This window comes from Caballeronia sordidicola (assembly GCF_000729995.1).
Classification (GTDB): Bacteria; Pseudomonadota; Gammaproteobacteria; order Burkholderiales; family Burkholderiaceae; genus Caballeronia; species Caballeronia sordidicola_A.
Map to the genome: position 1 here is coordinate 114,314 of NZ_JNFG01000005.1, position 21,774 is coordinate 136,087.

Consider the following 21,774-nt stretch of genomic DNA (forward strand, 5'->3'; position numbering starts at 1 on the left):
GAGCGCCGCGCCCTTGAAGTCAGGCGCGAGGCAGCCGCCGATTGTCGATCCACATGCGAGCCCAGCGCGCGGCATAGGCAATGGCGAGATCGGATTCGAAGAAGTAGTCGAGCGCGTCGAATACATAAGCGCGCTTTTGCAGCGATGCTTCATCCTGAATCACGAGATTAGCGGCGAACAATCCGCTGGGCAGCGCTTGTGCCGCGGGAGCGACTTCATAACCCTTGTAATGCATGCTTGTTTTACCTCCAGTACACAATGCAAACTATGCAGTAGATGCATGTGCACCAGATTAACCAGCCGCAAGGAACAAGTGAAACAAGCATTTGGCAGAAGCAAACCCGTCGCCGTTAAGGATTGGAAAGAAGGAAACTTTGCGATGCATGTGCCCCGGCGAGAACATTTCTGATCAGGCGGCCGCGTCCTGCGGCACGCTGAAGTCCGCCAGTATTTCATCGCGCAAACGTACGAACGCGGCGTCGCTGCGGTTGCGAGGCCGTTGGAGATCGACCCCCACCACCTTGCCAATGCGCCCCGGCCGCGCCTGCATGACCACCACGCGGTCGGCCAGGAACACGGCTTCATCAACGTCGTGGGTGACCAGGATCATCGTGATCCGCTCGTGTTCCCAGATGCGTCGCAACTCATTCTGAAGACGACTACGCGTGAGCGCATCGAGTGCGCCGAACGGTTCGTCGAGCAGCAGGAGCTTTGGCCGGTTGACGAGTCCGCGAGCAATGGCCACGCGCTGCGCCATGCCGCCCGACAGCTGATGCGGATGATGCTTCTCATACCCCTTCAGCCCGACCAGCGCGATATGCTCGGCGACCGCACGGCGGTTCTCTTCCTTGCTGCGCCCGGAGTTCTTCAGTGCGACCGCAATGTTTTGCTCCACGTTGAGCCACGGAAACAGCCGATGATCCTGGAACACGATACCGCGCGCAAGATCGGTGGTGCGAATGCGTTCGCCGCTGAATTCGATGTCACCGTCGAACTGGTCGTCGAGCCCTGCAATCAGGCGCAGCAGCGTGGACTTGCCGCACCCGCTCGCCCCCACGATAGCCACGAACTCGCCGCTCTTCACCGACAGGTCGATGCGATCGAGCACGGGCACCGAGTGGTCATCGCCGGCAAAACGCTTCGTGACGTGATGCAGGCTGAGCTCACTGGTTTGGGTAACAGAGACAGTCGCCATGATGATATGGACTCTTTATGAAAGATGGAAAATTCGCAATCAAACGGCCGGATCGCGGAACCAGCGTTGCTGGATGGCACGGGCTAACGCATTCAACGCCCAACCGGTGATGCCGATCACGATCACGCCAAACACCACGAGATCCATCCGGAACTGCTCGCTGCCGTCGACGAGCGTGTTGCCGATGCCGCTGCCCGCGACCAGCAGATACTCCGCACCGAGCGTTGCCAGCCACGAATAAATCAGCGCGAGATAAATGCCGGTGAAGATGGACGGCAACGCAGCGGGCAAGACGACGTATCTGACCGTTTGCAACTTGCTGTAGCGGAACACGCTGGCAACATCGAGAAGTTCAGGGGAGACCGCGCGAATGCCGTCGCTCGTATGTGCGACCACGGGCACCAGTGCGGCGAGCGAAAGGAAGACGACCTTGGCGACATCGCCGAGACCGAACCATACCGAGATCAACGGTATCCATGCAAACAAGGAGACCTGCTTGAATGCGTTGAAGCTTGGACCAATCAGGCGGTTCGCGAAGGGCGAGACACCGAATAACGCACCCAGCACGAGCCCAAGGCTTGCACCGAGCGTGAAGCCTGTCAGCTCGCGTGCGAGCGATGCCGAGAGCGCACGCCATAGCGCGCCGCTTCTCGCCTGGTCGATAGCCGTGTGCAACACTTGAGCCGGCGAGGTCATCATGCCGTGCCCGGCGACTACGTGACGCGAGACGAACCACCAGGCGAAAAGGGCGGCAGCCGGGATGACCCAGCCGCGCCAGCGTCCGGTTTTGCCCGCTTCGCCCGAAGCGCCGATGGCACCGGAGCCGGTTTCAAGTTCGAGAGACGGCGTGGACATGTCGATACTCCTTCAGGCCGGCCGCGCGGGCGACAGCTTGTGTTCGAGAACAGTCAGCAAGCGGTCCGCGACATACCCGATCGCGCCCACGATCAGCACCGACGCCAGCACCAGGTCGAGCTGGAATAGCTGCCGTCCGTACACGATCAGGTAACCGAGTCCTTCCGACGATGCCACCAGTTCGACCACGACCAGCGTGAGCCACGCCTTGGTGAAAGCAAGGCGGATACCGGTGCCGATGACCGGCACGGCCGAAGGCAGGATCACGTTGAAGATGGTCTGGCGCCGTGAGTAGCGAAAGACGCGTGCAACATCGAGATACGCGGGCGGGGTCCGGCGAAATCCTTGCAGCGTGCTCAAGGTGACCGGAACGAGCGCAGCGTGCCCGATCAGCAAATACTTCAACGGCTCGCCTATGCCCACCACGATCATGAGGAACGGCAGCCAGCCCAGCACCGGCACCTGTACGACCGCATTGAAGCTGGGCAGGATGTAAGCCTCGGCTGTGCGCGATAGTCCCAGCCATGCGCCAAGCAGCAAGCCGAGCACGACGCCACCCGTGAAGCCGACCGCGATCCGCGACAGGCTCGCGCTGATGTGCATCCACAGTTCGCCGCTGCTGGCGAGTCCGCCGAGGGTTTCGAAGACGAGGGTGGGCGACGGCAGGATCTGCGGCGAGATCCAGCCATAGTGCGAACCGAGCACCCATAACACGGCGCAGGCCACGGGCACGAGCCAGGGCAGCGCGATCCAGCCGAGTGATCGCGCGACGCTCGCGGTGTGACTGTGGGTGCCGTCGAGCGGCACCCGTTGGCCTGGATTCAAAGTGCGAGCGATGCTGTTCGCCATGACCGGATTCTCCAGAGAAATTCAGACGTTCACGACGCCAGCGGCTTGCCGGATGCATCGAAACGAGGCCAGTAGTTCTCGAGCTTCAGCGTTTTCAAGGCCTGGTCGAGATACTTCGGTTCGAACCAGCCGTTCACGCTCACGGGCTGACGGATCAGGTTCAGACGCAGCGCGTCGTCGGCAACGGCCTGATAGCGGGCCACGATAAACGGATCAATCAACGGCGAAATACGGTCCTTGAGCGTCTGGTTCGCGTACTCCGATTGCCACGATTCCACCGGCACACCGCTCTTCGCCCACAGCGTGAAGAGTTCGCCGCGATTGGCTTCGTCAGAAGACCACTGAGCCGCTTGTACGACTGCCGTCACGACTTGTTGCACGATCTCGGGATGGTCATGCTCGAAGTCGTCGAGCACCAGCAGATGCGCCTGACGCGTGTACTGGAGGCCGCCGTCGCGCGACGCGTAGATGATCTTCGCGAGGCCTTGCCGCTGGAGCTTGAAAAGCTTGAAGTCGAGAAACACCGCATCCACGCCCTTCGATGCGAGCGCGGCTTGAGACGCGGCATCGTCGAGATTGATCACGCGCAGATCGCGTTCGGAAAGACCATTCGCTTTCAAGACGTTGTCGACCACAAGCTGCAGATTGGTGCCGCGAAAGATGGCGACCCGTTTGCCCTTGAGATCCTTGACGCTCTTGATGTCGGAGTCGGGCGGCACGGCCAGGTAGACGCCGGTGCGCACGCCCGACTCGACCAGCAATTTCGTTTTGAGGCCGTTCGCGCGGCCGAGCACGGCGGGGAGGTCGCCCTGATAGGCGAAGTCGATCTGACGATTCGCCAGCGCTTCGTTGACTGCGGGTCCGGCGCCTTTGAAGAACAGCCATTCAACCTTGACGCCGTCCGCTTTGAGAGCGTCTTCCGTGCGGTGCTGCAGTTGGGCGGTCGCGGCCGACGAACCGCCGAACACGGGCGGATCGCCGTAACCTTGTGTCGCCACGCCGATTCGGACAACAGCAGGGGCGGCGGCCAGGACGCTCGTGGCGGCAACGATGCCCAGCGTGACAACGAGGGAATGCAGAAGGGATCGTGGGGTCATTGAATTCGCGGACGAAGGGTAGGAAACGGCAGCGCGGCTTTTCAGCGCTGCCGAATGACATACGCAGGATCAGTTCAGCGCGGGCGTACCGCGCAATGCGCGGCTGCGCCGGCCGTCGATACCCACGGGCACGTCGCCATGCACCGTCGCGCGCCGGACCACGCGGCGCGCGCTCTCGTCGTAGTCGGCTACTGCATAGTGCTGGGTCGCCCGGTTGTCCCAGATCGCCACGTCACCCTGGGTCCAGCGCCAGCGCACGGTGTTTTCGAGGCGCGTCACGTGATCGTGGAAAAGCTCTTTCAGGCGATCCGAATCGCGCTGCGACAAGCCGACGAAGCGCTGCACGAAATGGCCCAGCACGAGGGTGCGTTCGCCTGTTTCCGGATGGACGCGCACGACCGGATGTTCGGTTTCATAGACCGTCGATGTGAACTGTTCGCGATGCGCCTGCTCGGCGGCGGTGGCGGGTGCGCTGTGGTTCGCAGCGTAGTCGTAAATATTCGTATGAATGGCCCACAGGGAGTCTGCCAGGGCGCGCAGCGGGTCCGGCAGACGCTTGTAGGCATCCGCAGTGTTCGCCCAGACCGTATCGCCGCCAGCGGGCGGAATCACCACGCCTCGCAGGATCGAGATCTTTGGATACGCTTCCACGAAGGTCACGTCCGTATGCCATGAATTGGCGCGGGAGCCGTTCTTCGAGTCGAGTTCGAGCAGACGATTGCTGCCGGCGACCGATGGCACGGTCGGGTGTGCGACGGTTTCGCCGAAGCGGCTGGCGAACGCTTCTTGCGCGGCGTCGTCCAGATGCGACTGGCCGCGAAAGAAGATCACCTTATGTTGCAGCAACGTGGCGTTGATGGCCGCAATGGTCGAGTCGGCGAGATCCGGCCCGAGGCGCACGCCCCGGATTTCGGCGCCGATCCGGCCGCCCACTGGATGGACGTCGAGTTCCAGTGCGTTCGAGGGTTCGGCGGCAACGGCAGGCGTGGCGATGAGGGTCATCGGATGCTCCTTGGGGAATCGTGGATAGCGTCGGGTGTTGTTATGGATCGTGGTGTATCCGGATGCTCGCGCTGGGCGGGCAGAAAAACGCAGCGGCAATAAATTGAAGCATCCGTGCGCGGGCGCGGCAACGAAGCGATTGGACTTTGCTTTACACACCGGACGTGGGTCGTTTATGAAGGACCTTTGATGAAACCCCGTGAAGCGCTGGCTTAATAGGAATTGATAGGTTTTCTATTCATCGTCAGATATGCAAATGAATAAAAGATGGTTTCCGTACGTTTAAGTTTGACCTACCTTGTACTTAGCGGTAGCCCGTACCGGGATGCGTTGAAGGAGAACTGCGATGTCTGAACCGAGAGCCACTTTTAGAAACTGGGGCAGTGAAGTGCTGCGGCATTGGCGCGAGCGGCGTACGCTGGCCGGCAGTCAGTCGCACGCGGCGGCGCGTGAGCCGTATGATCTTGAGCGCATCGCGACGTGTGCTTGCAGCGGCTATTTCCATACGGGGTATGCGCTTGATCCGTTTGTTTTTACGCCTGAATTACCGTTCAAGGATTAGCGGGTGGTTTTTGCTCGCGCCGGTGGACGGGTTTCGGGGTTTTGATGGTTTGGGGTTAGCGGTCGGAGTTAGTGCCGGGGTGCCAGGTTCCTGCGCTAGCGGTTTGAGTCAATGCCGGGTTGCTGCTTTCAGTGTTAGTGGTCTGCATGAGTTGGCTATTTTCTCTATCACTATTAGCCACTGCGCGTGGCGGCGCGTCATTTCTTTGTCCAAAGCGACAAAGAAACGAAGCAAAGAAAACGCTTTCAGAACGAGGGCTCGTAAGTTGACCTAGCGTGCAGTTTCCACGTTTTTGGCACCCCAAAAGCACGGTGCTCGCCAGAGCCACCGATGTTTGAACCCCTCCTTCTCGCGAATTCTTACACGCACACGCTTCGCCCCGTACGCTCTCGAGCAAGCACCATTGCCACGGAAACCCGCACGGCCATACGCGTATGTACGGCTTCGTTTTTTGGTGGGTTAGCTGCTCGGTCTGCGCCGTTATCTCGGCGGACTATACGGCCGGGCGGAGGCATATTTAAAGCTTCGCTTTTGCAGGTCGATCGCGTGGCCCGCGCATTGTTTTCGCGGTTACGGCCTTACGTACTTCTGCGGCCGGGTTTCCAGGGGGGGCGAAGTGGTTCGATATGCGAACTAATTTCATAATGGTTGTACGCGGATAGCGCGGGGTGTTCCTTGGGCAGGTTCAGTCACTGGTGGCGAAGCGTGTGGGTATCCGTGTTCGGAGAAGGAGGGTTTCACACATCCTTCGTTCTGGCGAGCACCGTGCTTTTGGGGTGCCAAAAACGCGGAAACTGCACGCTGGGTCAACTTATGAGCCCGCGTTTTGAAAGCGCTTTCTTTGCTTCGTTTCTTTGTCGCTTTGGACAAAGAAATGACGTGCCGCCACGCACAGTGGCTAATAGTGATAAAGAGAAAATCCGAATCACGCAGACCACTAACCCCGAAAGCAGCAACCCGGCATTGACCCCGACCGCTACCGCAGGAACCTAGCAACCCGGCATTGACCCCGCCCGCTACCGCAGGAACCTGGCAACCCGGCGTCAACCCGCCCGCTGACGGCAGGACCCCCGCTCAACTCCGCCCACCAACAACCGACCCCTCACTCCGCAGATCCAATTCCCCCACCGCATCGCGCGCATTAAACGCCAATGCAAACTGCGCAGCCTGCCGCCCCACGGTCGCCAACTGCTCCGCGACTTTCGGGTCCGAACAGGAGTCAATCGTCTCGAAGCGCGTTTCCAGTGAGTTGACCGCCGCGCCATACGGTGTCGGCCATCCCCGCAACGCATGCACAATCGAGCGCAGCGACGTAAGCACAGCACCACCACCCTGCCAGCCATAAGCCGTCACCACGCAGCCGACCGCCCGCCCATCGAGGTAGGGACGCTTGTCGTTGCTGAGTTCCTCCAGCGTGTCCAGCGCGTTCTTGACCAGCCCAGAAACACCGCCGTGATACCCCGGCGTCGCAATGATGACCGCATCCGCTTCGCGCACCGCCTCGATCAACTCAAGCTGTTCCGCCGTGCGCTCACCATGTTCGGGCGCGTAGTGAGGCAGCGAGTGCAGGAACGTGCCGCCAAACAGTCGCGTGCGTGCGCCTTCGGCTTCGGCGCCCTTCAGGGCGATGCGAAGCGCGCGTTCAGTCGATGAGGCCGCGCGGGTCGTGCCGCCAATGCCGACGACGAGCGGCCGGCGAAATTCAAGGCTTTTCAACAAAATACTCCCGGGAGTGCAGTGGAGCCGCGTTCGTATGCCAGAACGCCGGAGCGTATCGACGCATTGAATCATCGATCACGCATGGATCATGCCGTCATCTTAGCTATCGATTTTGCGCGAGTGAACCGAGCTTTGCTTGAATCGATATGAGCATTGCGTATTTCGAGGGCTCCCAACACCCCTGACGGCCCCGCCCCGCGCCCTACATACGGAGAAGTAATTAGCCTTGCGCAATAGATTATTAAGGCCCCGACGCGGGTTACGTTAAACTTTCGCCTCTCGCGAACCAGGGATGAACGGCGGTCGGCTGCCCGAGCAAACTCGCTCACAGGGAAGTCCGCCGCTTTTTTTGTTTACATGATCGAAATTCGAAATCTGTCGCAACGCTTCGCCGGCCCACGAGGCTGGATCGAAGCGCTGCATAACGTCGACTTGACGATTCCGCCGGGCGAAGTATTCGGCATCATCGGCCGCAGCGGCGCCGGTAAAAGCACATTGGTGCGCACCATCAACCTGCTGACGCGGCCAAGCGAAGGCAGCGTGATCGTCGACGGCCGCGACCTCACCACGCTGCCCGCCGCGCAATTGCGCACGGCACGCCGTGACATCGGCATGATCTTCCAGCACTTCAATTTGCTGTCGTCGCGTACGGTGTTCGACAACGTCGCGCTGCCGCTTGAACTGGCCGGCATGAAGCGCGGCGAGATCGAGTCGACAGTGTTGCCGCTGCTGGAACTCGTCGGGCTGACCACACAAAAAGATCGTTATCCCGCCCAGATCAGCGGTGGCCAGAAGCAGCGCGTGGGGATCGCCCGGGCGCTTGCCAGCAAGCCGAAAGTGCTGCTCTCGGACGAAGCCACGTCCGCACTGGATCCTGAAACCACGCGCTCCATTCTTGATCTGCTACGCAAGATCAACAAGGAACTCGGCCTGACGATCGTGCTGATCACGCACCAGATGGACGTGATCAAGCAAGTCTGCGATCGCGTCGCGGTACTCGATGCCGGTCGCGTAGTCGAGGAAGGCAACGTGGTCGATGTCTTCATGCAGCCACATCATGAAGTCACGCGCGCGTTGATTGGCGACGTGATCGCGCACGAGTTGCCGCCCGCGCTGAAGCTGCGCGTGGCCGAGCGTTTGAAAACCGGCAGCGGTCATTTGCTGCGGCTAGCGTTCACCGGCTCCGGCGTCGACCAGCCGATCCTCTCCGAAACCATCCGCCGCTTCGAGCTCGATTTCAACATCCTCCACGGCCAGATCGACGAGATCCAGGGCCAGGCGTTCGGCTCGCTGGCGGTGCTCGCGGCAGGGAAGCCGGCGAACGTCGCGGAGGCAATTGTTTATCTGCGTGAACAAGGTGTGGTGGTGGAGGAGATGTCCCATGTTGAGTGAAATGTTCGATATGTTCGTCCAGTCGTTCTGGGAAACGCTCGTGATGGTGGGCATTTCCGGACTGGTCGGTGCGGCTTTGGGGCTGCCGTTGGGCGTGCTGCTGTATCTCACCGACCGCGACGGCGTGTTGCGCAATCTCGCGTTGAACCGCGTCATGGGCGGCGTCGTAAATGCGGTGCGTTCGACACCATTTATCATTCTGCTCGTCGCGGTGATCCCGTTCACGCGGCTGGTGGTCGGCTCGTCGATCGGGACGGCGGCCGCGGTCGTGCCGCTGACTATCGCGGCCGCGCCGTTCATTGCGCGGCTGGTCGAAACAGCGCTGCGCGAGGTCGATCGCGGCCTGATCGAAGCGGCGCAGGCAATGGGCGCGACCACAAGCCAGATCGTGTTCAAGGTGTTGTTGCCGGAGTCCTTGCCGGGTGTGGTTGCGGGTTTGACGATTACGTTCGTATCGCTCGTCGGGTACTCGGCCATGGCCGGTGCGATCGGCGGCGGTGGTTTGGGCGATCTGGGCATTCGCTACGGGTATCAGCGGTTTTTGCCGGAAGTGATGCTGACGGTGGTCGTGATCCTGATCGTCTTCGTGCAGCTTGTTCAGTCGTTCGGCGACTGGCTCGTGCGCCGTCTCAGCCACAAGTAATTAGCCACACATAATTTTCTACATCAAGCTCTAAGGGTAGTCCATGCAACGTCGATTCATTCTCAAGCTGGCCGCTGTGTTCAGCGCTTCCGCATTGCTCGCCAACGTCGCGCAAGCCGATGAAACCATCAAGGTAGGCGTGACCGGCGGTCCGCACGCTCAGGTCATGGAAGTCGTGAAGCAGGTGGCCGCGAAGAACGGCCTGAACATCAAGATTGTCGAGTTTGCCGATTACGTCCAGCCGAATGCAGCGCTGGCGTCGGGCGATCTCGACGCGAACAGCTATCAGCACGCGCCGTATCTCGACGCGCAGGTGAAGGACCGCGGCTACAAGCTGATCAAGATCGCCGATACGGTCACGTTCCCCATGGGCATCTATTCGAAGAAGTTCAAGTCGCTGGCGGAGTTGCCGGTGGGCGCGCGCATTGCCGTACCAAACGATCCGACCAACGGCGGCCGGGCGCTGTTGCTCCTGCAAAAGAACGGCTTGCTGAAGTTGCGCGCGGACGCGGGCTTGAAAGCGACGCCGCTCGACATTATCGATAACCCGAGAAAGCTGAAGATCGTCGAACTCGACGCCGCGCAGATCCCGCGCTCGCTCGCCGATGTGGACGCCGCCGCGATCAACACGAACTTCGCCATGGAAGCCGGGTTGAAGCCGAAGCAGGACGCGATCGCGATTGAAGATCCGAATGGCCCGTACTCGAACATCATCGCGATTCGTGCCGCGGACAAGGACAAGCCGTGGGTGGCGAAACTCGTGGCGGCCTATCACTCGCCGGAAGTGAAGCAGTTCATTGAAGCGAAATACGCGGGTGCGGTGATCGCCGCCTGGTAAGCCTCGCAACAAAACTCGAGCATCATGCGCGCTCTCTCCCTCACGGGTTAGAGCGCGCAGTCGTTTGGGCATGGTGAAAAAGGCACGTAATACCGACCGCCAAGGGTAAACGCCAATCTTTTTCCACCCGGGCAGAAAGCTGGCAGAAGGCTTTGCCTTCTTATACTTGCCGCACATTAGAACAAGATGCCGGATTGCCACGGATAGAAGGAGACGTTTCACGATGCAGCTTCCCTCCCGCTTTTTCACGCTCGCTTGCACGCTGGCCGCGCTGTTGTGCGCCGCGTCGCCTGCCCGGGCGGAAAAGCTGACGCTGATGGCGGGAGGCACGTCCAAGATCGTCTATCTGCCTTTGATCCTCGCGTCGCAACTCGGTTATTTCAAGGACGAAGGACTCGAATTCGAGATTTTGTCCCAGCCGGCCGGTGTCGATACCGCGACCGAACTGCTCGCCGGTGCAATCCAGGGCGCGGTTGGTTTTTACGATCACACCATCGACTTGCAGAGCCGCGGCAAGGATGTCGAGGCGCTGGTCGTGTTCAGCAAGAGCGCGGGGTTGGTCGAGCTGGTCTCGAAGAAATCCGCGGCGGGTTTCAACACGATGGCCGACGCGAAAGGCAAGACGCTGGGCGTGACGGGACTGGGTTCGTCGACGAACTTCCTGACCCATTATCTTGCCGCGCGCGCTGGTTTGACGCCGAAGGAGTACTCGGTGTTGCCGGTGGGTTCCGACGACAGCTTCATCTCGGCCATGGACCAGGGCCGTATCGATGCCGGCATGATCGAAGAGCCGGTCGCCAGCCGGCTGCTGGCCAGCGGCGATGCGAAAGTGCTCGTGGACATGCGCAGCGCGGCAGGCACGGTGGCAGCCTTAGGCGGTCCGTACGCCGGCCCGTGTTTCTATGCTCAGCGAAGCTGGGTCAATACGCATCGTGATGAAGCGCAGAAGCTTGTGCGCGCGATGGTGCGCTCGCTGGCGTTCATTGCGAGCCATAGTGCCGAAGAAATAACGGCCAAGGTGCCAAGCGATTTTTACGGACCAGGCCAAGGCAAGGCGCTTTATATCAGCGCGCTGAAGTCCTCCATGCCGATGTTTACGAAAGACGGGCGGATGCCGGACGGGACGCCCGCGGCCGTACTGAAGGTGCTCACGCTGGCGAACTCGTCGATCGATCCGCGTCATATCGATCTGTCGAGGACTTATACGAACGAGTTCGTGGACCGCGTGCAGATCGGTGCCAAATAAAGTGAAACCGGCGATCCATTTCCCTCTATTCGAAGCGATGCCATGAAAGCGATACGCATAGAACAGTACGGCGGACCCGAAGTCCTGATTCGTCAGGATATCGAAGTTCCTCAGCCGGGATACGGCGAGGTGCTGGTCAGGGTCAGGTGCGCAGGTATCAACTTCATGGATATCCACACCCGCCAAGGAAAATACAAGGTGTCGCGGACGTACCCCGTGAGAATTCCCTGCACGCTTGGCATGGAGGGTTCCGGCGATGTGGTTAAAACCGGCGCGGGCGTGACGTCGTTCGAACTGGGCGAGCGGGTCGCGTGGTGTATTTCGTGGGGTGCTTACGCTGAATACGCGGTTGTACCGGCGGCGAAACTGGCGCGGATTCCGGACTCAATTCCCTATGACCTTGCCGCTGCCGCGATCTTCCAGGGATCGACGGCTCACTATCTGATCGATGATGTCGGCCATGTGGGCGCCGGCACCACATGCCTGATCCATGCGGCGTCGGGTGGTATCGGCCAGTTGCTGGTGCAGTTTGCCAAGCGCCGCAGGGCGACGGTCTTCGCCACGACGAGCAGCGAGCAGAAGGCGGACATCGCCCGCAAGCTCGGCGCAGATCACGTGATGCTGTACGACGAAGGCCGCTTCGCTGACCGCGTGCGCGAAGCGACCGACGGCCGGGGCGTGGATGTGGTGTATGACGCGGTCGGCCGCACGACGCTGCGCGACAGTTTTCGCGCCACGCGCGTGCGCGGGCTGGTCGTCAACTATGGATCGGTGTCGGGTTCATTAAACGATCTCGATCCTATTGAACTGGGCGAAAGCGGTTCGCTGTTCCTGACGCGTCCGCGGCTCGCCGATCATCTCGCCGACGCGCAAACCGTGCAGCGTCGCGCCGACGACGTGTTCGCCGCACTCGCCGACGGCTCGCTGACCATTGCCATCAGCGCCCGCTATACGTTCGATAAGGTTGAAGAGGCGCATGCCGAGCTTGAGGCACGGCGCCAGGTAGGCAAGTCGGTATTGATGATTGGATAGGTACTATCAATGCGTCCGTCGCAGTCGTGGCGGTCGTTGTTAATTGTTGTCGAATGCAGTGACTGTTGTCGCCATTGTGCGCCGGCACACCGCATCCTTTGAGAAGGTCAAGTTCATGTCCTCACACGCTATGTCTGCAAACGAGTCGAAATTCAAGTCGGTATTTCGGGTTGTCAGCGGCAATTTCCTCGAAATGTACGACTTCATGGTCTACGGCTACTACGCGTCGGCCATCGCCAAGACCTACTTTCCGAGCGGTAACGAATTTGCGTCGCTGATGCTCGCGTTGTCCGTGTTCGGCGCCGGCTTCCTGATGCGTCCGATCGGCGCAATCGTGCTGGGTGCGTACATCGATCATCACGGACGACGCAAGGGCCTGATCCTCACGCTGGCGATGATGGCCGTCGGCACGTTGCTGGTGGCGGTGATTCCGGGGTACGCGACAATCGGTGTGCTGGCTCCGATCATCGTGTTGCTCGGGCGTCTGCTGCAAGGCTTCTCGGCTGGCGTGGAACTTGGCGGCGTCTCGGTGTATCTCTCGGAGATCGCGACCAAGGGCAACAAGGGCTTTTATTGCTCGTGGCAGTCAGGCAGCCAGCAAGTGGCCGTGGTGTTCGCTGCGCTGATCGGCGTCGGCATGAGCCGTATCTTGCCGCCTGATCAGATGACTTCGTGGGGATGGCGCGTGCCGTTCATCATCGGCTGCCTGATCGTGCCGTTCCTGTTCATCATTCGCCGTTCGCTGCAGGAAACCGAGGAATTCCTCGCGCGCAAACATCGTCCGGAAATGCGCGAAATCATGAAGTCGATGATCTCCAACTGGGGCATCGTGCTCGCCGGCATGGGCATGGTCATCATGACCACGGTGTCGTTCTACATGATCACCGCCTACACGCCGACCTTCGGCAAGGAAGTGCTCAAGCTTTCATCGATTGACGCGCTGGTGGTGACGGTGTTCGTCGGCCTGTCGAATCTCGTCTGGCTGCCGCTCTCGGGCGCGCTGTCCGACCGCGTTGGACGCCGTCCGGTGCTGCTGTTCTTCACGGTCCTGACCATTCTCACGGCGTATCCGGCTGTGCAGTGGCTGGTGGCGGATCCGTCGTTCCTGCGCTTGCTCGGCGTCGAACTGTGGCTCTCGTTCCTGTATGGCTGCTATAACGGCGCGATGGTGGTGGCGCTCACCGAAGTCATGCCGGTTGAAGTTCGCACGACAGGATTTTCATTGGCATATAGCCTGGCGACGACCATCGGCGGGTTCACGCCGGCCATTTCCACGTACTTGATTCATGCAACTGGCAACAAGGCGGCGCCGGGCGCATGGATGTCCGTTGCCGCAGTCTGCGGCTTGATCGCGACGCTGGTTCTGTACCGCTCCACGCAAGCGCGCGCTCAATACAAGACCGCGTGACGGGCGGCGCTCAACGCATGGCCACGCCCGAGCGATATACACTTCGCCTGAGGGCCGTGGCCCGGCGTGGCGTGAGGCTCGTTCGAAGCATACGCATGCCGGGCTGACGGACAATGCCCACGCATAACGCGGTGAACGTGATGAAGCTACTGCTGGTCGAGGACAATGAGGAACTGGCTCATTGGCTCGCAAAGATTCTGGAAGACGATGGATTCGTACTCGATCGCGTCAGCGACGGCGATGCGGCCGACCGCTTCCTGCGCACCACGCGCTACGACGTCGTGCTGCTCGATCTCAACCTGCCTAACCTGTCCGGCAAGGGCGTGCTGCGGCGGCTGAGAGAGCGCGGCGACGACACGCCCGTGCTCATCCTGACCGCCAGCGGTTCCGTCGATGAAAAGGTAATTTGCCTGAGCGCCGGCGCGGACGACTACGTCGTGAAACCGTTCGATGCTCGCGAGTTGGTCGCGCGGGTCAAGGTACTGGTGCGGCGGCAGTTGCCCTCGCGCTCGAACAGCACGCGCTGCGGCGATCTTTCCTACGATATCGACCGGCGGCAATTTTCGGTAGCAGGCGAAGTGCTGAGCCTGACGCCGAGAGAGCATGCCGTACTCGAGACCTTGATCCTCAAGGCCAAGAAGACGGTCTCCAAGCCGATGCTGGCCGACTCGCTCGGCAGTTCGACTACCCACACGAGCGAAGACGCCATCGAGATCTACGTCTCGCGGCTGCGCAAGAAGCTTGAGAAAAGCACCGCTACCATCATTACGCTTCGTGGCCTGGGTTATCTGTTGCAAGCCAGCAGCGATGACGAATAGCCTGCGCCTGCGGCTTCTGCTGTGGTTGCTGCTGCCGCTGACGGTCTATGTGCTCGCGGCGGGTTACATGGCCCGTGAAGGCGCGCAGAAAACCGCGAGCCTGATCCAGGACAACGCACTGCTCGCGTCCGCCCGCGTGATGGCCGGCGACGTCAAATGGGACGACAGTTTCCTGCATGCGGATATTTCCCCAAGCGCTATCGAGATCTTGAGTTCGCCGTATGGCGACCGGGTATTTTTTCGTATTCGCGTGATCGACGGGCCGGTGATTGCGGGCACGTCGGACCTCGAGCAAGTCGAACCTGCCAGTTCACCAGGCTGGTACGACACCGAGATCGACGGTCAGCCGGTGCGGGCAGTTTCCATCATCAGGCCGATGTACGACTCCGGTGAAAGCAAGCGCATTCTGGTTTCGGTGGGCCGCACGGAACTGGAGCGCGATGCATTGGCGACCGAGTTATGGCGGCCCCAACTGCTGCATTTCGCGGAGATCATTGCGATTGCAATCGTGCTGGTGTGTGTCGGCCTGACATTCGAGTTGCGGCACCTGATGGCGCTGACCAATGACGTTCGCGACCGCGCGCCGAACGAACTCGTGCCGTTGCGCTCTGAACATCTTCAGAGCGAGTTGCGGCCCATCGTCGATGCGATCAACCACTGCATTGCGAGGATCGAACGGCAGACTGCGATGCAGCGGCGTTTCATTTCGCATGCCGCGCATCAGTTGAGAACGCCGCTGACGTTGCTCGGTGCGCAACTGCAATACGCGCGACGCCACGACGATCTTGCAACCGTCAAAGAGACCTTGTCGGCCATGCACAAAAGCAATGGGGCACTGGTGTCGCTGACCAACCAGTTGCTCTTGCTCGCGCAAGCCGAGACAGCCGATTACAGCCATTTCGAAGGCGAGCGCGTCGACTTGCGCGAGGTCGCGACAACGGTCATTGAAGAGCTGGCGCTGCTGGCGCAACGTCGCGGAATCGAGTTGGCTGCGCAGCTTGCCGACGACGCGTTTCTGCTGGGGAACGCGCGTTTATTGTCGGTGCTGGTTTTCAACCTGGTCGACAACGCGATTCGATACACGAGCGCGTCAGGTCACGTGACGTTGTCGATCGAGCGGCGCGAGAAGACGATCGTGCTTGCGGTCACCGACGATGGTCCCGGCATTCCAGCGGATGTCCGCGATCGCGTGTTCGAGCCGTTCTTCAGGGCATCGGTGGAAGAGGGCAGCGGGCTCGGTCTTGCGATAGTGCGTGAGATCGTGCGGGCGCACCGGGCAAGCATCAGCTTCGATGACGGCCCCGGCGGCAAGGGTCTTGCAGCCGAGGTCCGGTTTTCGCTTTAGAGCAATGCACTCCCTGTCACTCGCACCCATGAACCTGTGTGAGTGAACCGCTACTTCAGGCCTCTTCGGCCCACGCCATGTTCTCCCGCGCCATCAGCGCTGAAGAGGCGGCCGGTCCGAACGTGCCCGCCGTATAAGTGCGCGGACGGTCGTTCAATTCCTTCCAGCCGTCGAGGATCGGTTCCACCCATGCCCATGCCGCTTCGAGTTCATCGCGACGCATGAAATGTGTCAGGCGACCGCGCATCACATCGATCAACAGCCGCTCATATGCTTCCGCGCGACGTTCGCTGAATGCCTGCTGCAGATCCAGGTTCAGGTTCACCGGCAGCATATGCATGCCGCTGCCAGGCTCCTTCGCGAGCATCTGCAGCTGGATCGATTCTTCCGGTTGCAACTGGATGACCAGCCGGTTGCCATAGTTGCGCGGTCCACTGGGAATGATCGAGAACGGCAGGTCGGCGAAGTCGATCACGATCTCCGATTGCTTCTTCTGCAAGCGCTTGCCGGTGCGCAGGAAGAACGGCACGTTCGCCCAGCGCCAGTTGTTGATATGCGCGCGGATGGCGACGAAGGTCTCCGCACGGCTCTCCGCCGGCACGTTGTCCTCTTCCATGTAACCCTTGACCGGCTCGCCGCCGATCGCGCCCGGACTGTACTGGCCACGCACGGTATCGCGGGCAATATCGGCGACCGTCATCTTGCGCAGCGAACGCAGCACCTTGAGCTTTTCGTCGCGCACGGCATCGGGATCGAGCGACACAGGCGGCTCCATGGCGACGATGCACAGCAGTTGCAACAGGTGGTTCTGCACCATGTCGCGCAGCGCGCCGGTCTGGTCGTAGAAGCCCGCACGGCTGCCCACGCCCACCGTTTCCGCCACGGTGATCTGCACGCTCTTGATGTACGGCGCCTGCCACAGCGGTCCGAAGATCGCGTTGCCGAAGCGCAGCACCATCAGGTTCTGCACCGTTTCCTTGCCGAGGTAATGATCGATGCGATAGATCTGCGCTTCGGCGAAATGGCGGCCGACAGAAGCATTGATCGCTTGCGCCGAGGCAAGGTCATGACCGAGCGGTTTTTCCAGCACGACGCGTGCATTGCTGTCGACTACACCGGCGGCCGAAAGGTTGTCGCAGATGGTCGTGAACAGGTCCGGCGCGGTCGCGAGATAAAACACGCGGCAGACGTCCCCGCGCGCAACTTCTGCAAGGCGCAGGTAGTCGCTCGCCTGATCAATGTTGATGCGCACGTAGTCGAAAAGTGCGAGGAACGTGTCCCATGCCTGCGGGTCGAGCGCCTTTTTATCGACGAAGGGTTTCGATTGCTCTTCGACGAACTGCACGTACTGCTCGCGCGACCAGTCGCGGCGCCCGATTGCGATAATGCGTGTTTTCGGGGGCAGGTTGCAGTGCAAATGCGCCATATAAAGGGCAGGCAGGAGCTTGCGTGCGGACAGGTCACCGCCGCCGCCAAAGATGATCATGTCGACAGGAAGATCGTGCGCGGCGAAATGTGTTTGAGTGGTCATGGTGCGTAGGGTATCGCGAGTTTGCAGTCAGAATTGCGCTCCGCGGAGCGGGCCGTTTGCGACGCTAAGTATGTCGTTATACCAGTTACGCATTAAACAAGCATGGTCGGAGCACGCGAGCGACGGCGCCGTTTGCGATCGCCGGATGATCGTCACACTGCCGGCGAAAAAACGTCCGACCGGTCGGGAAGCGACGCAGCGGCGTGCATGTAACTGTAGTGTAAACGTGCGGCCCGCGTTCTATCGGCATGCCGCGTCGCTTCAGATCACCATCGACAACCCAAGCGTGAACACTAGCGCGGTCACTGAAATAATCGTCTCGCACACGGTCCAGGTCTTGAACGTCTGCGTCACGGTCATGCCGAAGTACTCCTTGACCAGCCAGAAACCACCATCATTCACATGCGACAGGATCAGCGATCCGGCGCCCGTTGCGAGCACGAGCAGTTCGGGACGTACGCCCGTCGCAGTTGAGGCGGCGGCTGCTGCGATCGGCGCAATAATCCCCGCAGCCGTGGCCATGGCAACCGTCGCAGATCCCGTCGCGACCCGAATCAAACCGGCGACCAGCCACGCAAGAATCAGCAGCGGCACGTGTGCGCCGGTGGCCACATCCACAATCGCCTTGGACGCGCCGCTATCGATCAGGATGCGCCCGAAGCCAGCTCCCGCACCCACGACCAGCGTGATACTAGCGGTCGGCGCCAGACACTCGTTCGTGAACTTGAGGATCGATTCGCGATTGAACCCGCGTGCCGAGCCGAACGTATAGAAGCTCAACAGCACCGCAAGCAGCAGCGCCATGTCCGGATGCCCGATCAGGCGCAGCACGTTGTTGGCGGTCGACTTCGCCGGGACGATCAGGTCGGCCCAACTGCCCACGAGCATCAGCAGCACCGGCAACAAGACCGTTAGCAGCGTGATACCGAAGCTCGGCAATTTTTGCGTCGCGCGTGCGGCATCCTGCTCGATAAACTGCTGTGCCATCGGGTTGACGCCCTCGAGCACGACGAACCTTGCGATCAGTTTCGAGAACAGCGGTCCGGCGATAATCGCCGTGGGAATACCAACGATCAACGCGTAGAAAATCGTGTGGCCAATGTCCGCGTTATAAGCCGTCACCGCCAGCAGCGCGGCCGGGTGCGGCGGAATCAGGCCATGCACGACCGAGAGTCCCGCGACCATCGGAATGCCGACGCGGATCATCGACGTGCCGGTACGCTGCGCCACGTTGAACGCAATCGGAATCAGCAGCACGAAACCGACCTCGAAAAATACCGGCAGGCCGACGAGAAATGCGATGCACATCATCGCCCAATGCACATTCTTCGGGCCGAACAATCCGATGAGCGTTTGCGCGATACGTTCAGCCCCGCCGGATTCGGCCATCATCTTGCCGAGCATCGTACCGAGCCCGACGACAATCGCTATATGCCCGAGCGTTCCGCCCACGCCGGTTTCAAATGACTTGAGGATCGATGTCATCGGCATGCCGACGGCAAGCGCGAGCGCGACGGACACCACCATCAGCGTGATAAACGGATTGAGCTTGAATCGCGCGATCAGCACGACCAGCGCGATGATCGCGACCAACGCGTAGACGAGTAAAAGACTTCCCTGGACAGTCGCCATGGAGGCTCCAAAATAGCGGTCGGAAAAACCGGTCGAAAAAGCCGGACCGTCGAGCCGCGCGGGTCTTCAACGGGTCCGGCATACCTGGTTAGAACTTGTGTCGAATGCCAACGACGGTGACGAACTGACCGTTGTTGCTGGACGGATTCGTGACGCCTTCGACCCATGCCTTGGAGCCGGATGAACGCTGGTAAATGCCGTTCAGATAGACGTCGGTGGTCTTCGACAGGAAGTACTCGCCGCCCAGCGCCAGCTGGTTGTAGTGAGCATTCGACGCGGTTGCCGAACTGCTGTTCTGGCTCGTGTAGATGTAGCCGAGCGAGAGCAGCGTGGCAGGCGTGAACTGATATCGCACGCTCGCTTCGTAGTTCGCAAAACGCAGGCTGCCGCCGGTCAGGAGGTCGAAATGAGAGTTCGTGTACAGCAGGGCGACGATGGCAGGCCCGAACGTGTAGGCGCCGCCTGCGCCCCAGACCTGGTTGCGCGCGACATTGCTGATGATCGACGCGCTGGTGCTGTAGTAGTTGTCGGAGGGCGCCGCACCGGCCGTGTTCGACGCAGGGTGATCGACCAGCGAGTAGGCTGCGTCCAGGCGCACCGGGCCCGCGGCGTAATCCGCGCCCACGCTCCATGCGCGGTTGTTCGAGAAGTCACCGGCGGTGTTCGAGAACGCGTACATCGCGTTGGCGGTGAATCCCGAGAACGTCGGCGTGGTGTACTTGATCGCGTTGTCGGTGCGGTAGGTGTTGTTGATGTCGTCGTTATCGTAGATCGCATTGCCGTACTGGCTCATCGCGCCCACGCCGTTGATCTGCAGGTTCGAGAGGTAGTCCTGCACGCTGTTGTACTGGCGGCCGAGCGTGATCGTACCGGCGCGGTCATTGCTCAGTCCCACCCATGCGCTGCGGCCGAACATGCGTCCGCCCTGGCCCAACGCGCCCGATTCCAGGCTGAAACCGTTTTCGAGCCTGAACAGGACCTTATTGCCGCCGCCCAGATCCTCGCTTCCAAGCAGGCCCCAGCGCGACCCTTGCACATTGCCCTGAGTCGCCTGATAGGCGCTGTTGCCCTTTTGATTGTTGGTGTACGTGAAGCCGGCATCCACAATACCGTAGAGCGTCACGCTGCTTTGGGCGAAAGCGGCTTGCGCAACGCTTCCTGTCACGGCGACGGCCACGGCCGTGCGAAGGATCTGCTTATGCATCTGGTTTCCTCTGGTCGAAAGAAGGGCGTCCATCGATGAATTTTTGTTCTCTTCGATGGAATAAGGATTACTAAACGTGCAAGGCAAAGCGACGCCGGAGAAATCCGGCGTATCGGTCATACAAAAAAATCAGGCCCAGTCAGGCCCTCAGTCAGGCCAGTTACGCCGGCCGGCGCCACGCCGCGCATCGCGCTGGAAAAACGGGGTGACCAGCGGATGCGGCGCGTGCTGCGCGCGCTCGAGTTCATCCAGCAGGCGTTCAAGCACGCTGTGCTCCTGGCCGGGATGCAGATTGCACGGGTCGATGAAGAAGAAATTCAGTTCGGCCTCGTGATCGCGGACGATCACCGGGACGCCGGCCGCCGACGGATGGGCGAGGGCGTCGGCCAGGTCCCAGGCGCTGATACGCGCCTCGCGTGCATCGATGGACAGTTTCAGGCGGTCAAGCGGATTGCCGGTTGGATCGGCATCGATCTCTGCGCGCACGCCGGGGCGGGCGTTCAGCGCTTCACGCCACAACTCGAGATAACCTCGTTCGCGGGCACGGACCGCCGCGTGGTCGCGTTGCTGCCATTGCTCGAGCGCGGCGATGGCGCCGGCAATCCCTTCCTTGCCCACTTTCATGCCACGGCCAATGCCGCCATTCTGGAAATAGGCGGCACGTACCAGCGTTTTCTTGCCGGCGACAATACCGGCGGTCGGACCACCGAGAAACTTGTGCGCCGAATACAGCACGAGATCGGCGCCAGCGGCAATGAAGCGCGTGAGATCATATTCGGACGCTGCATCGACAATGACCGGTACACCCTTCGCGTGCGCGAGAGCGATGAATTCTTCCACATGGATCAAGCCGAACTGGACCGTGTGATGCGAGACCACATAGAGCGCAGCCGTCGTGCGCTCGCTGATCGCGGCGGATAGCTGGTAGCCGTGCGACTCCGTGGTCGCTCCCACCGGCACGACGCGAGCGCCCGCAAGCCGGATCGCCTGGTCGATAGGTGCGCCATAATTGACGAGATGGCCCGTTTGCACGACGACCTCGTTGCGCAGTCCGCTTGTATCGGGCAGACGCTCGATCAGCCCCGGGTCGTCGCCCGTCATGGTGGCAGCAATGCCGAGCGTGATCGCCGCGGAACAGGATGCCGTGATATAGCCGCTTTCGCTGCCGCAAGCCTGCGCGATCACGGCGGACGCCTTGCGTTGCAAGTCGTCGATCTCGACGAACTGAGGAAGGACTGCAGCCATTGCTTCAATGACCGGCGTCGCCACGATGGACGCACCCAGGCTCGTCATCGTGCCCGAGACATTGATGACCGGGCGTAGACCAAATCGGGAATAAATATCCATCGTGCGGCTCCTGATATTCCTTTATTATGGAATGTATGTTGTAATTGTGTATTAGATTA

20 protein-coding genes are annotated in these 21,774 nt (G+C 60.8%); 9 read left to right on the forward strand and 11 right to left on the reverse strand.

The features are described 5' to 3' along the window. Positions 1-19: 19 nt before the first annotated feature. The 6 genes from FH08_RS0105025 to FH08_RS0105050 all read right to left on the reverse strand — a co-directional run bounded on the left by FH08_RS0105025 (position 20) and on the right by FH08_RS0105050 (position 4,998). The gene (locus FH08_RS0105025; protein WP_031357276.1) at positions 20-235 is read right to left on the reverse strand and encodes a hypothetical protein; all 216 of its coding nucleotides are present in this window, start codon (positions 233-235) and stop codon (positions 20-22) included. Positions 236-409: 174 nt separating this feature from the next. Further along, positions 410-1,195, reverse strand: a complete 786-nt coding sequence (locus tag FH08_RS0105030; protein WP_031357277.1) for an ABC transporter ATP-binding protein — start codon at positions 1,193-1,195, stop codon at positions 410-412. A gap of 39 nt (positions 1,196-1,234) precedes the next feature. Next, entirely contained in the window at positions 1,235-2,050 is an 816-nt protein-coding gene (locus FH08_RS0105035; RefSeq protein ID WP_031357278.1) for an ABC transporter permease, read from the reverse strand. 12 nt (positions 2,051-2,062) lie between these two features. Beyond that, a complete protein-coding gene (locus FH08_RS0105040; protein ID WP_035565347.1) occupies positions 2,063-2,899 on the reverse strand; it encodes an ABC transporter permease in 837 nt (278 codons plus the stop codon). Between the two features lie 29 nt (positions 2,900-2,928). Next, a complete protein-coding gene (locus FH08_RS0105045; RefSeq protein WP_031357280.1) occupies positions 2,929-3,996 on the reverse strand; it encodes an ABC transporter substrate-binding protein in 1,068 nt (355 codons plus the stop codon). A gap of 69 nt (positions 3,997-4,065) precedes the next feature. Beyond that, entirely contained in the window at positions 4,066-4,998 is a 933-nt protein-coding gene (locus FH08_RS0105050; protein ID WP_031357281.1) for a TauD/TfdA dioxygenase family protein, read from the reverse strand. A 346-nt stretch (positions 4,999-5,344) separates the two neighbouring features. Between FH08_RS0105050 and FH08_RS0105055 the strand changes: the two genes are divergently transcribed. Next, positions 5,345-5,560, forward strand: a complete 216-nt coding sequence (locus FH08_RS0105055; protein WP_031357282.1) for a hypothetical protein — start codon at positions 5,345-5,347, stop codon at positions 5,558-5,560. A gap of 1,074 nt (positions 5,561-6,634) precedes the next feature. Here FH08_RS0105055 and FH08_RS0105060 read toward each other — a convergent pair. Then, a complete protein-coding gene (locus FH08_RS0105060) occupies positions 6,635-7,279 on the reverse strand; it encodes an NAD(P)H-dependent oxidoreductase (protein WP_051887779.1) in 645 nt (214 codons plus the stop codon). 357 nt (positions 7,280-7,636) lie between these two features. On the opposite strand from FH08_RS0105060, the gene FH08_RS0105065 reads away from it, so the two are divergent. From FH08_RS0105065 to FH08_RS0105100, 8 genes are all read left to right on the forward strand, one after another. After that, entirely contained in the window at positions 7,637-8,671 is a 1,035-nt protein-coding gene (locus tag FH08_RS0105065) for a methionine ABC transporter ATP-binding protein (RefSeq protein WP_031357284.1), read from the forward strand. Continuing rightward, on the forward strand, positions 8,661-9,314 hold the full coding sequence (locus FH08_RS0105070) for a methionine ABC transporter permease (protein ID WP_031357285.1): 654 nt from the start codon (positions 8,661-8,663) through the stop codon (positions 9,312-9,314). The genes FH08_RS0105065 and FH08_RS0105070 overlap by 11 nt, the downstream gene beginning before the upstream one ends. A gap of 43 nt (positions 9,315-9,357) precedes the next feature. Then, the gene (locus FH08_RS0105075) at positions 9,358-10,152 is read left to right on the forward strand and encodes a MetQ/NlpA family ABC transporter substrate-binding protein (RefSeq protein WP_031357286.1); all 795 of its coding nucleotides are present in this window, start codon (positions 9,358-9,360) and stop codon (positions 10,150-10,152) included. 223 nt (positions 10,153-10,375) lie between these two features. Further along, a complete protein-coding gene (locus tag FH08_RS0105080) occupies positions 10,376-11,398 on the forward strand; it encodes an ABC transporter substrate-binding protein (protein WP_031357287.1) in 1,023 nt (340 codons plus the stop codon). Positions 11,399-11,440: 42 nt separating this feature from the next. Next, positions 11,441-12,430 carry a quinone oxidoreductase family protein gene (locus FH08_RS0105085; protein ID WP_031357288.1) on the forward strand — a complete coding sequence of 330 codons (990 nt, stop codon included), beginning with the start codon at positions 11,441-11,443 and terminating at the stop codon, positions 12,428-12,430. A 115-nt stretch (positions 12,431-12,545) separates the two neighbouring features. Then, on the forward strand, positions 12,546-13,838 hold the full coding sequence (locus FH08_RS0105090; protein ID WP_031357289.1) for an MFS transporter: 1,293 nt from the start codon (positions 12,546-12,548) through the stop codon (positions 13,836-13,838). 140 nt (positions 13,839-13,978) lie between these two features. Then, positions 13,979-14,656, forward strand: a complete 678-nt coding sequence (locus FH08_RS0105095; RefSeq protein WP_031357290.1) for a response regulator transcription factor — start codon at positions 13,979-13,981, stop codon at positions 14,654-14,656. Next, positions 14,646-16,001: a sensor histidine kinase gene (locus FH08_RS0105100; protein ID WP_031357291.1), complete on the forward strand. Its 1,356-nt coding sequence runs from the start codon at positions 14,646-14,648 to the stop codon at positions 15,999-16,001. The genes FH08_RS0105095 and FH08_RS0105100 overlap by 11 nt, the downstream gene beginning before the upstream one ends. A gap of 55 nt (positions 16,002-16,056) precedes the next feature. Here the strand turns inward: FH08_RS0105100 and zwf are convergent, their stop codons facing one another. The 4 genes from zwf to FH08_RS0105120 all read right to left on the reverse strand — a co-directional run bounded on the left by zwf (position 16,057) and on the right by FH08_RS0105120 (position 21,715). Next, positions 16,057-17,532 (reverse strand): glucose-6-phosphate dehydrogenase, encoded by a 1,476-nt coding sequence (gene zwf, locus FH08_RS0105105; protein ID WP_031357292.1) that lies wholly within the window; start codon positions 17,530-17,532, stop codon positions 16,057-16,059. Positions 17,533-17,793: 261 nt separating this feature from the next. Then, the gene (locus FH08_RS0105110) at positions 17,794-19,164 is read right to left on the reverse strand and encodes a gluconate:H+ symporter (protein ID WP_031357293.1); all 1,371 of its coding nucleotides are present in this window, start codon (positions 19,162-19,164) and stop codon (positions 17,794-17,796) included. Positions 19,165-19,252: 88 nt separating this feature from the next. Next, positions 19,253-20,368 carry a porin gene (locus FH08_RS0105115; RefSeq protein WP_031357294.1) on the reverse strand — a complete coding sequence of 372 codons (1,116 nt, stop codon included), beginning with the start codon at positions 20,366-20,368 and terminating at the stop codon, positions 19,253-19,255. A 147-nt stretch (positions 20,369-20,515) separates the two neighbouring features. Further along, positions 20,516-21,715 (reverse strand): aminotransferase class V-fold PLP-dependent enzyme, encoded by a 1,200-nt coding sequence (locus FH08_RS0105120; protein ID WP_031357295.1) that lies wholly within the window; start codon positions 21,713-21,715, stop codon positions 20,516-20,518. Positions 21,716-21,774: the final 59 nt, after the last annotated feature.

What these genes read in the sequence shown, in the direction of transcription:
- FH08_RS0105030 (WP_031357277.1), bottom strand. Translation starts at nt 1,195, where the DNA reads ATGGCGACTGTCTCTGTTACCCAAACCAGTGAGCTCAGCCTGCATCAC.
- FH08_RS0105100 (WP_031357291.1), top strand. Translation starts at nt 14,646, where the DNA reads ATGACGAATAGCCTGCGCCTGCGGCTTCTGCTGTGGTTGCTGCTGCCG.
- FH08_RS0105025 (WP_031357276.1), bottom strand. Translation starts at nt 235, where the DNA reads ATGCATTACAAGGGTTATGAAGTCGCTCCCGCGGCACAAGCGCTGCCC.
- zwf (WP_031357292.1), bottom strand. Translation starts at nt 17,532, where the DNA reads ATGACCACTCAAACACATTTCGCCGCGCACGATCTTCCTGTCGACATG.
- FH08_RS0105090 (WP_031357289.1), top strand. Translation starts at nt 12,546, where the DNA reads ATGTCCTCACACGCTATGTCTGCAAACGAGTCGAAATTCAAGTCGGTA.
- FH08_RS0105080 (WP_031357287.1), top strand. Translation starts at nt 10,376, where the DNA reads ATGCAGCTTCCCTCCCGCTTTTTCACGCTCGCTTGCACGCTGGCCGCG.
- FH08_RS0105085 (WP_031357288.1), top strand. Translation starts at nt 11,441, where the DNA reads ATGAAAGCGATACGCATAGAACAGTACGGCGGACCCGAAGTCCTGATT.
- FH08_RS0105055 (WP_031357282.1), top strand. Translation starts at nt 5,345, where the DNA reads ATGTCTGAACCGAGAGCCACTTTTAGAAACTGGGGCAGTGAAGTGCTG.
- FH08_RS0105050 (WP_031357281.1), bottom strand. Translation starts at nt 4,998, where the DNA reads ATGACCCTCATCGCCACGCCTGCCGTTGCCGCCGAACCCTCGAACGCA.
- FH08_RS0105070 (WP_031357285.1), top strand. Translation starts at nt 8,661, where the DNA reads ATGTTGAGTGAAATGTTCGATATGTTCGTCCAGTCGTTCTGGGAAACG.
- FH08_RS0105040 (WP_035565347.1), bottom strand. Translation starts at nt 2,899, where the DNA reads ATGGCGAACAGCATCGCTCGCACTTTGAATCCAGGCCAACGGGTGCCG.
- FH08_RS0105045 (WP_031357280.1), bottom strand. Translation starts at nt 3,996, where the DNA reads ATGACCCCACGATCCCTTCTGCATTCCCTCGTTGTCACGCTGGGCATC.
- FH08_RS0105095 (WP_031357290.1), top strand. Translation starts at nt 13,979, where the DNA reads ATGAAGCTACTGCTGGTCGAGGACAATGAGGAACTGGCTCATTGGCTC.
- FH08_RS0105065 (WP_031357284.1), top strand. Translation starts at nt 7,637, where the DNA reads ATGATCGAAATTCGAAATCTGTCGCAACGCTTCGCCGGCCCACGAGGC.
- FH08_RS0105035 (WP_031357278.1), bottom strand. Translation starts at nt 2,050, where the DNA reads ATGTCCACGCCGTCTCTCGAACTTGAAACCGGCTCCGGTGCCATCGGC.
- FH08_RS0105120 (WP_031357295.1), bottom strand. Translation starts at nt 21,715, where the DNA reads ATGGATATTTATTCCCGATTTGGTCTACGCCCGGTCATCAATGTCTCG.
- FH08_RS0105115 (WP_031357294.1), bottom strand. Translation starts at nt 20,368, where the DNA reads ATGCATAAGCAGATCCTTCGCACGGCCGTGGCCGTCGCCGTGACAGGA.
- FH08_RS0105075 (WP_031357286.1), top strand. Translation starts at nt 9,358, where the DNA reads ATGCAACGTCGATTCATTCTCAAGCTGGCCGCTGTGTTCAGCGCTTCC.
- FH08_RS0105110 (WP_031357293.1), bottom strand. Translation starts at nt 19,164, where the DNA reads ATGGCGACTGTCCAGGGAAGTCTTTTACTCGTCTACGCGTTGGTCGCG.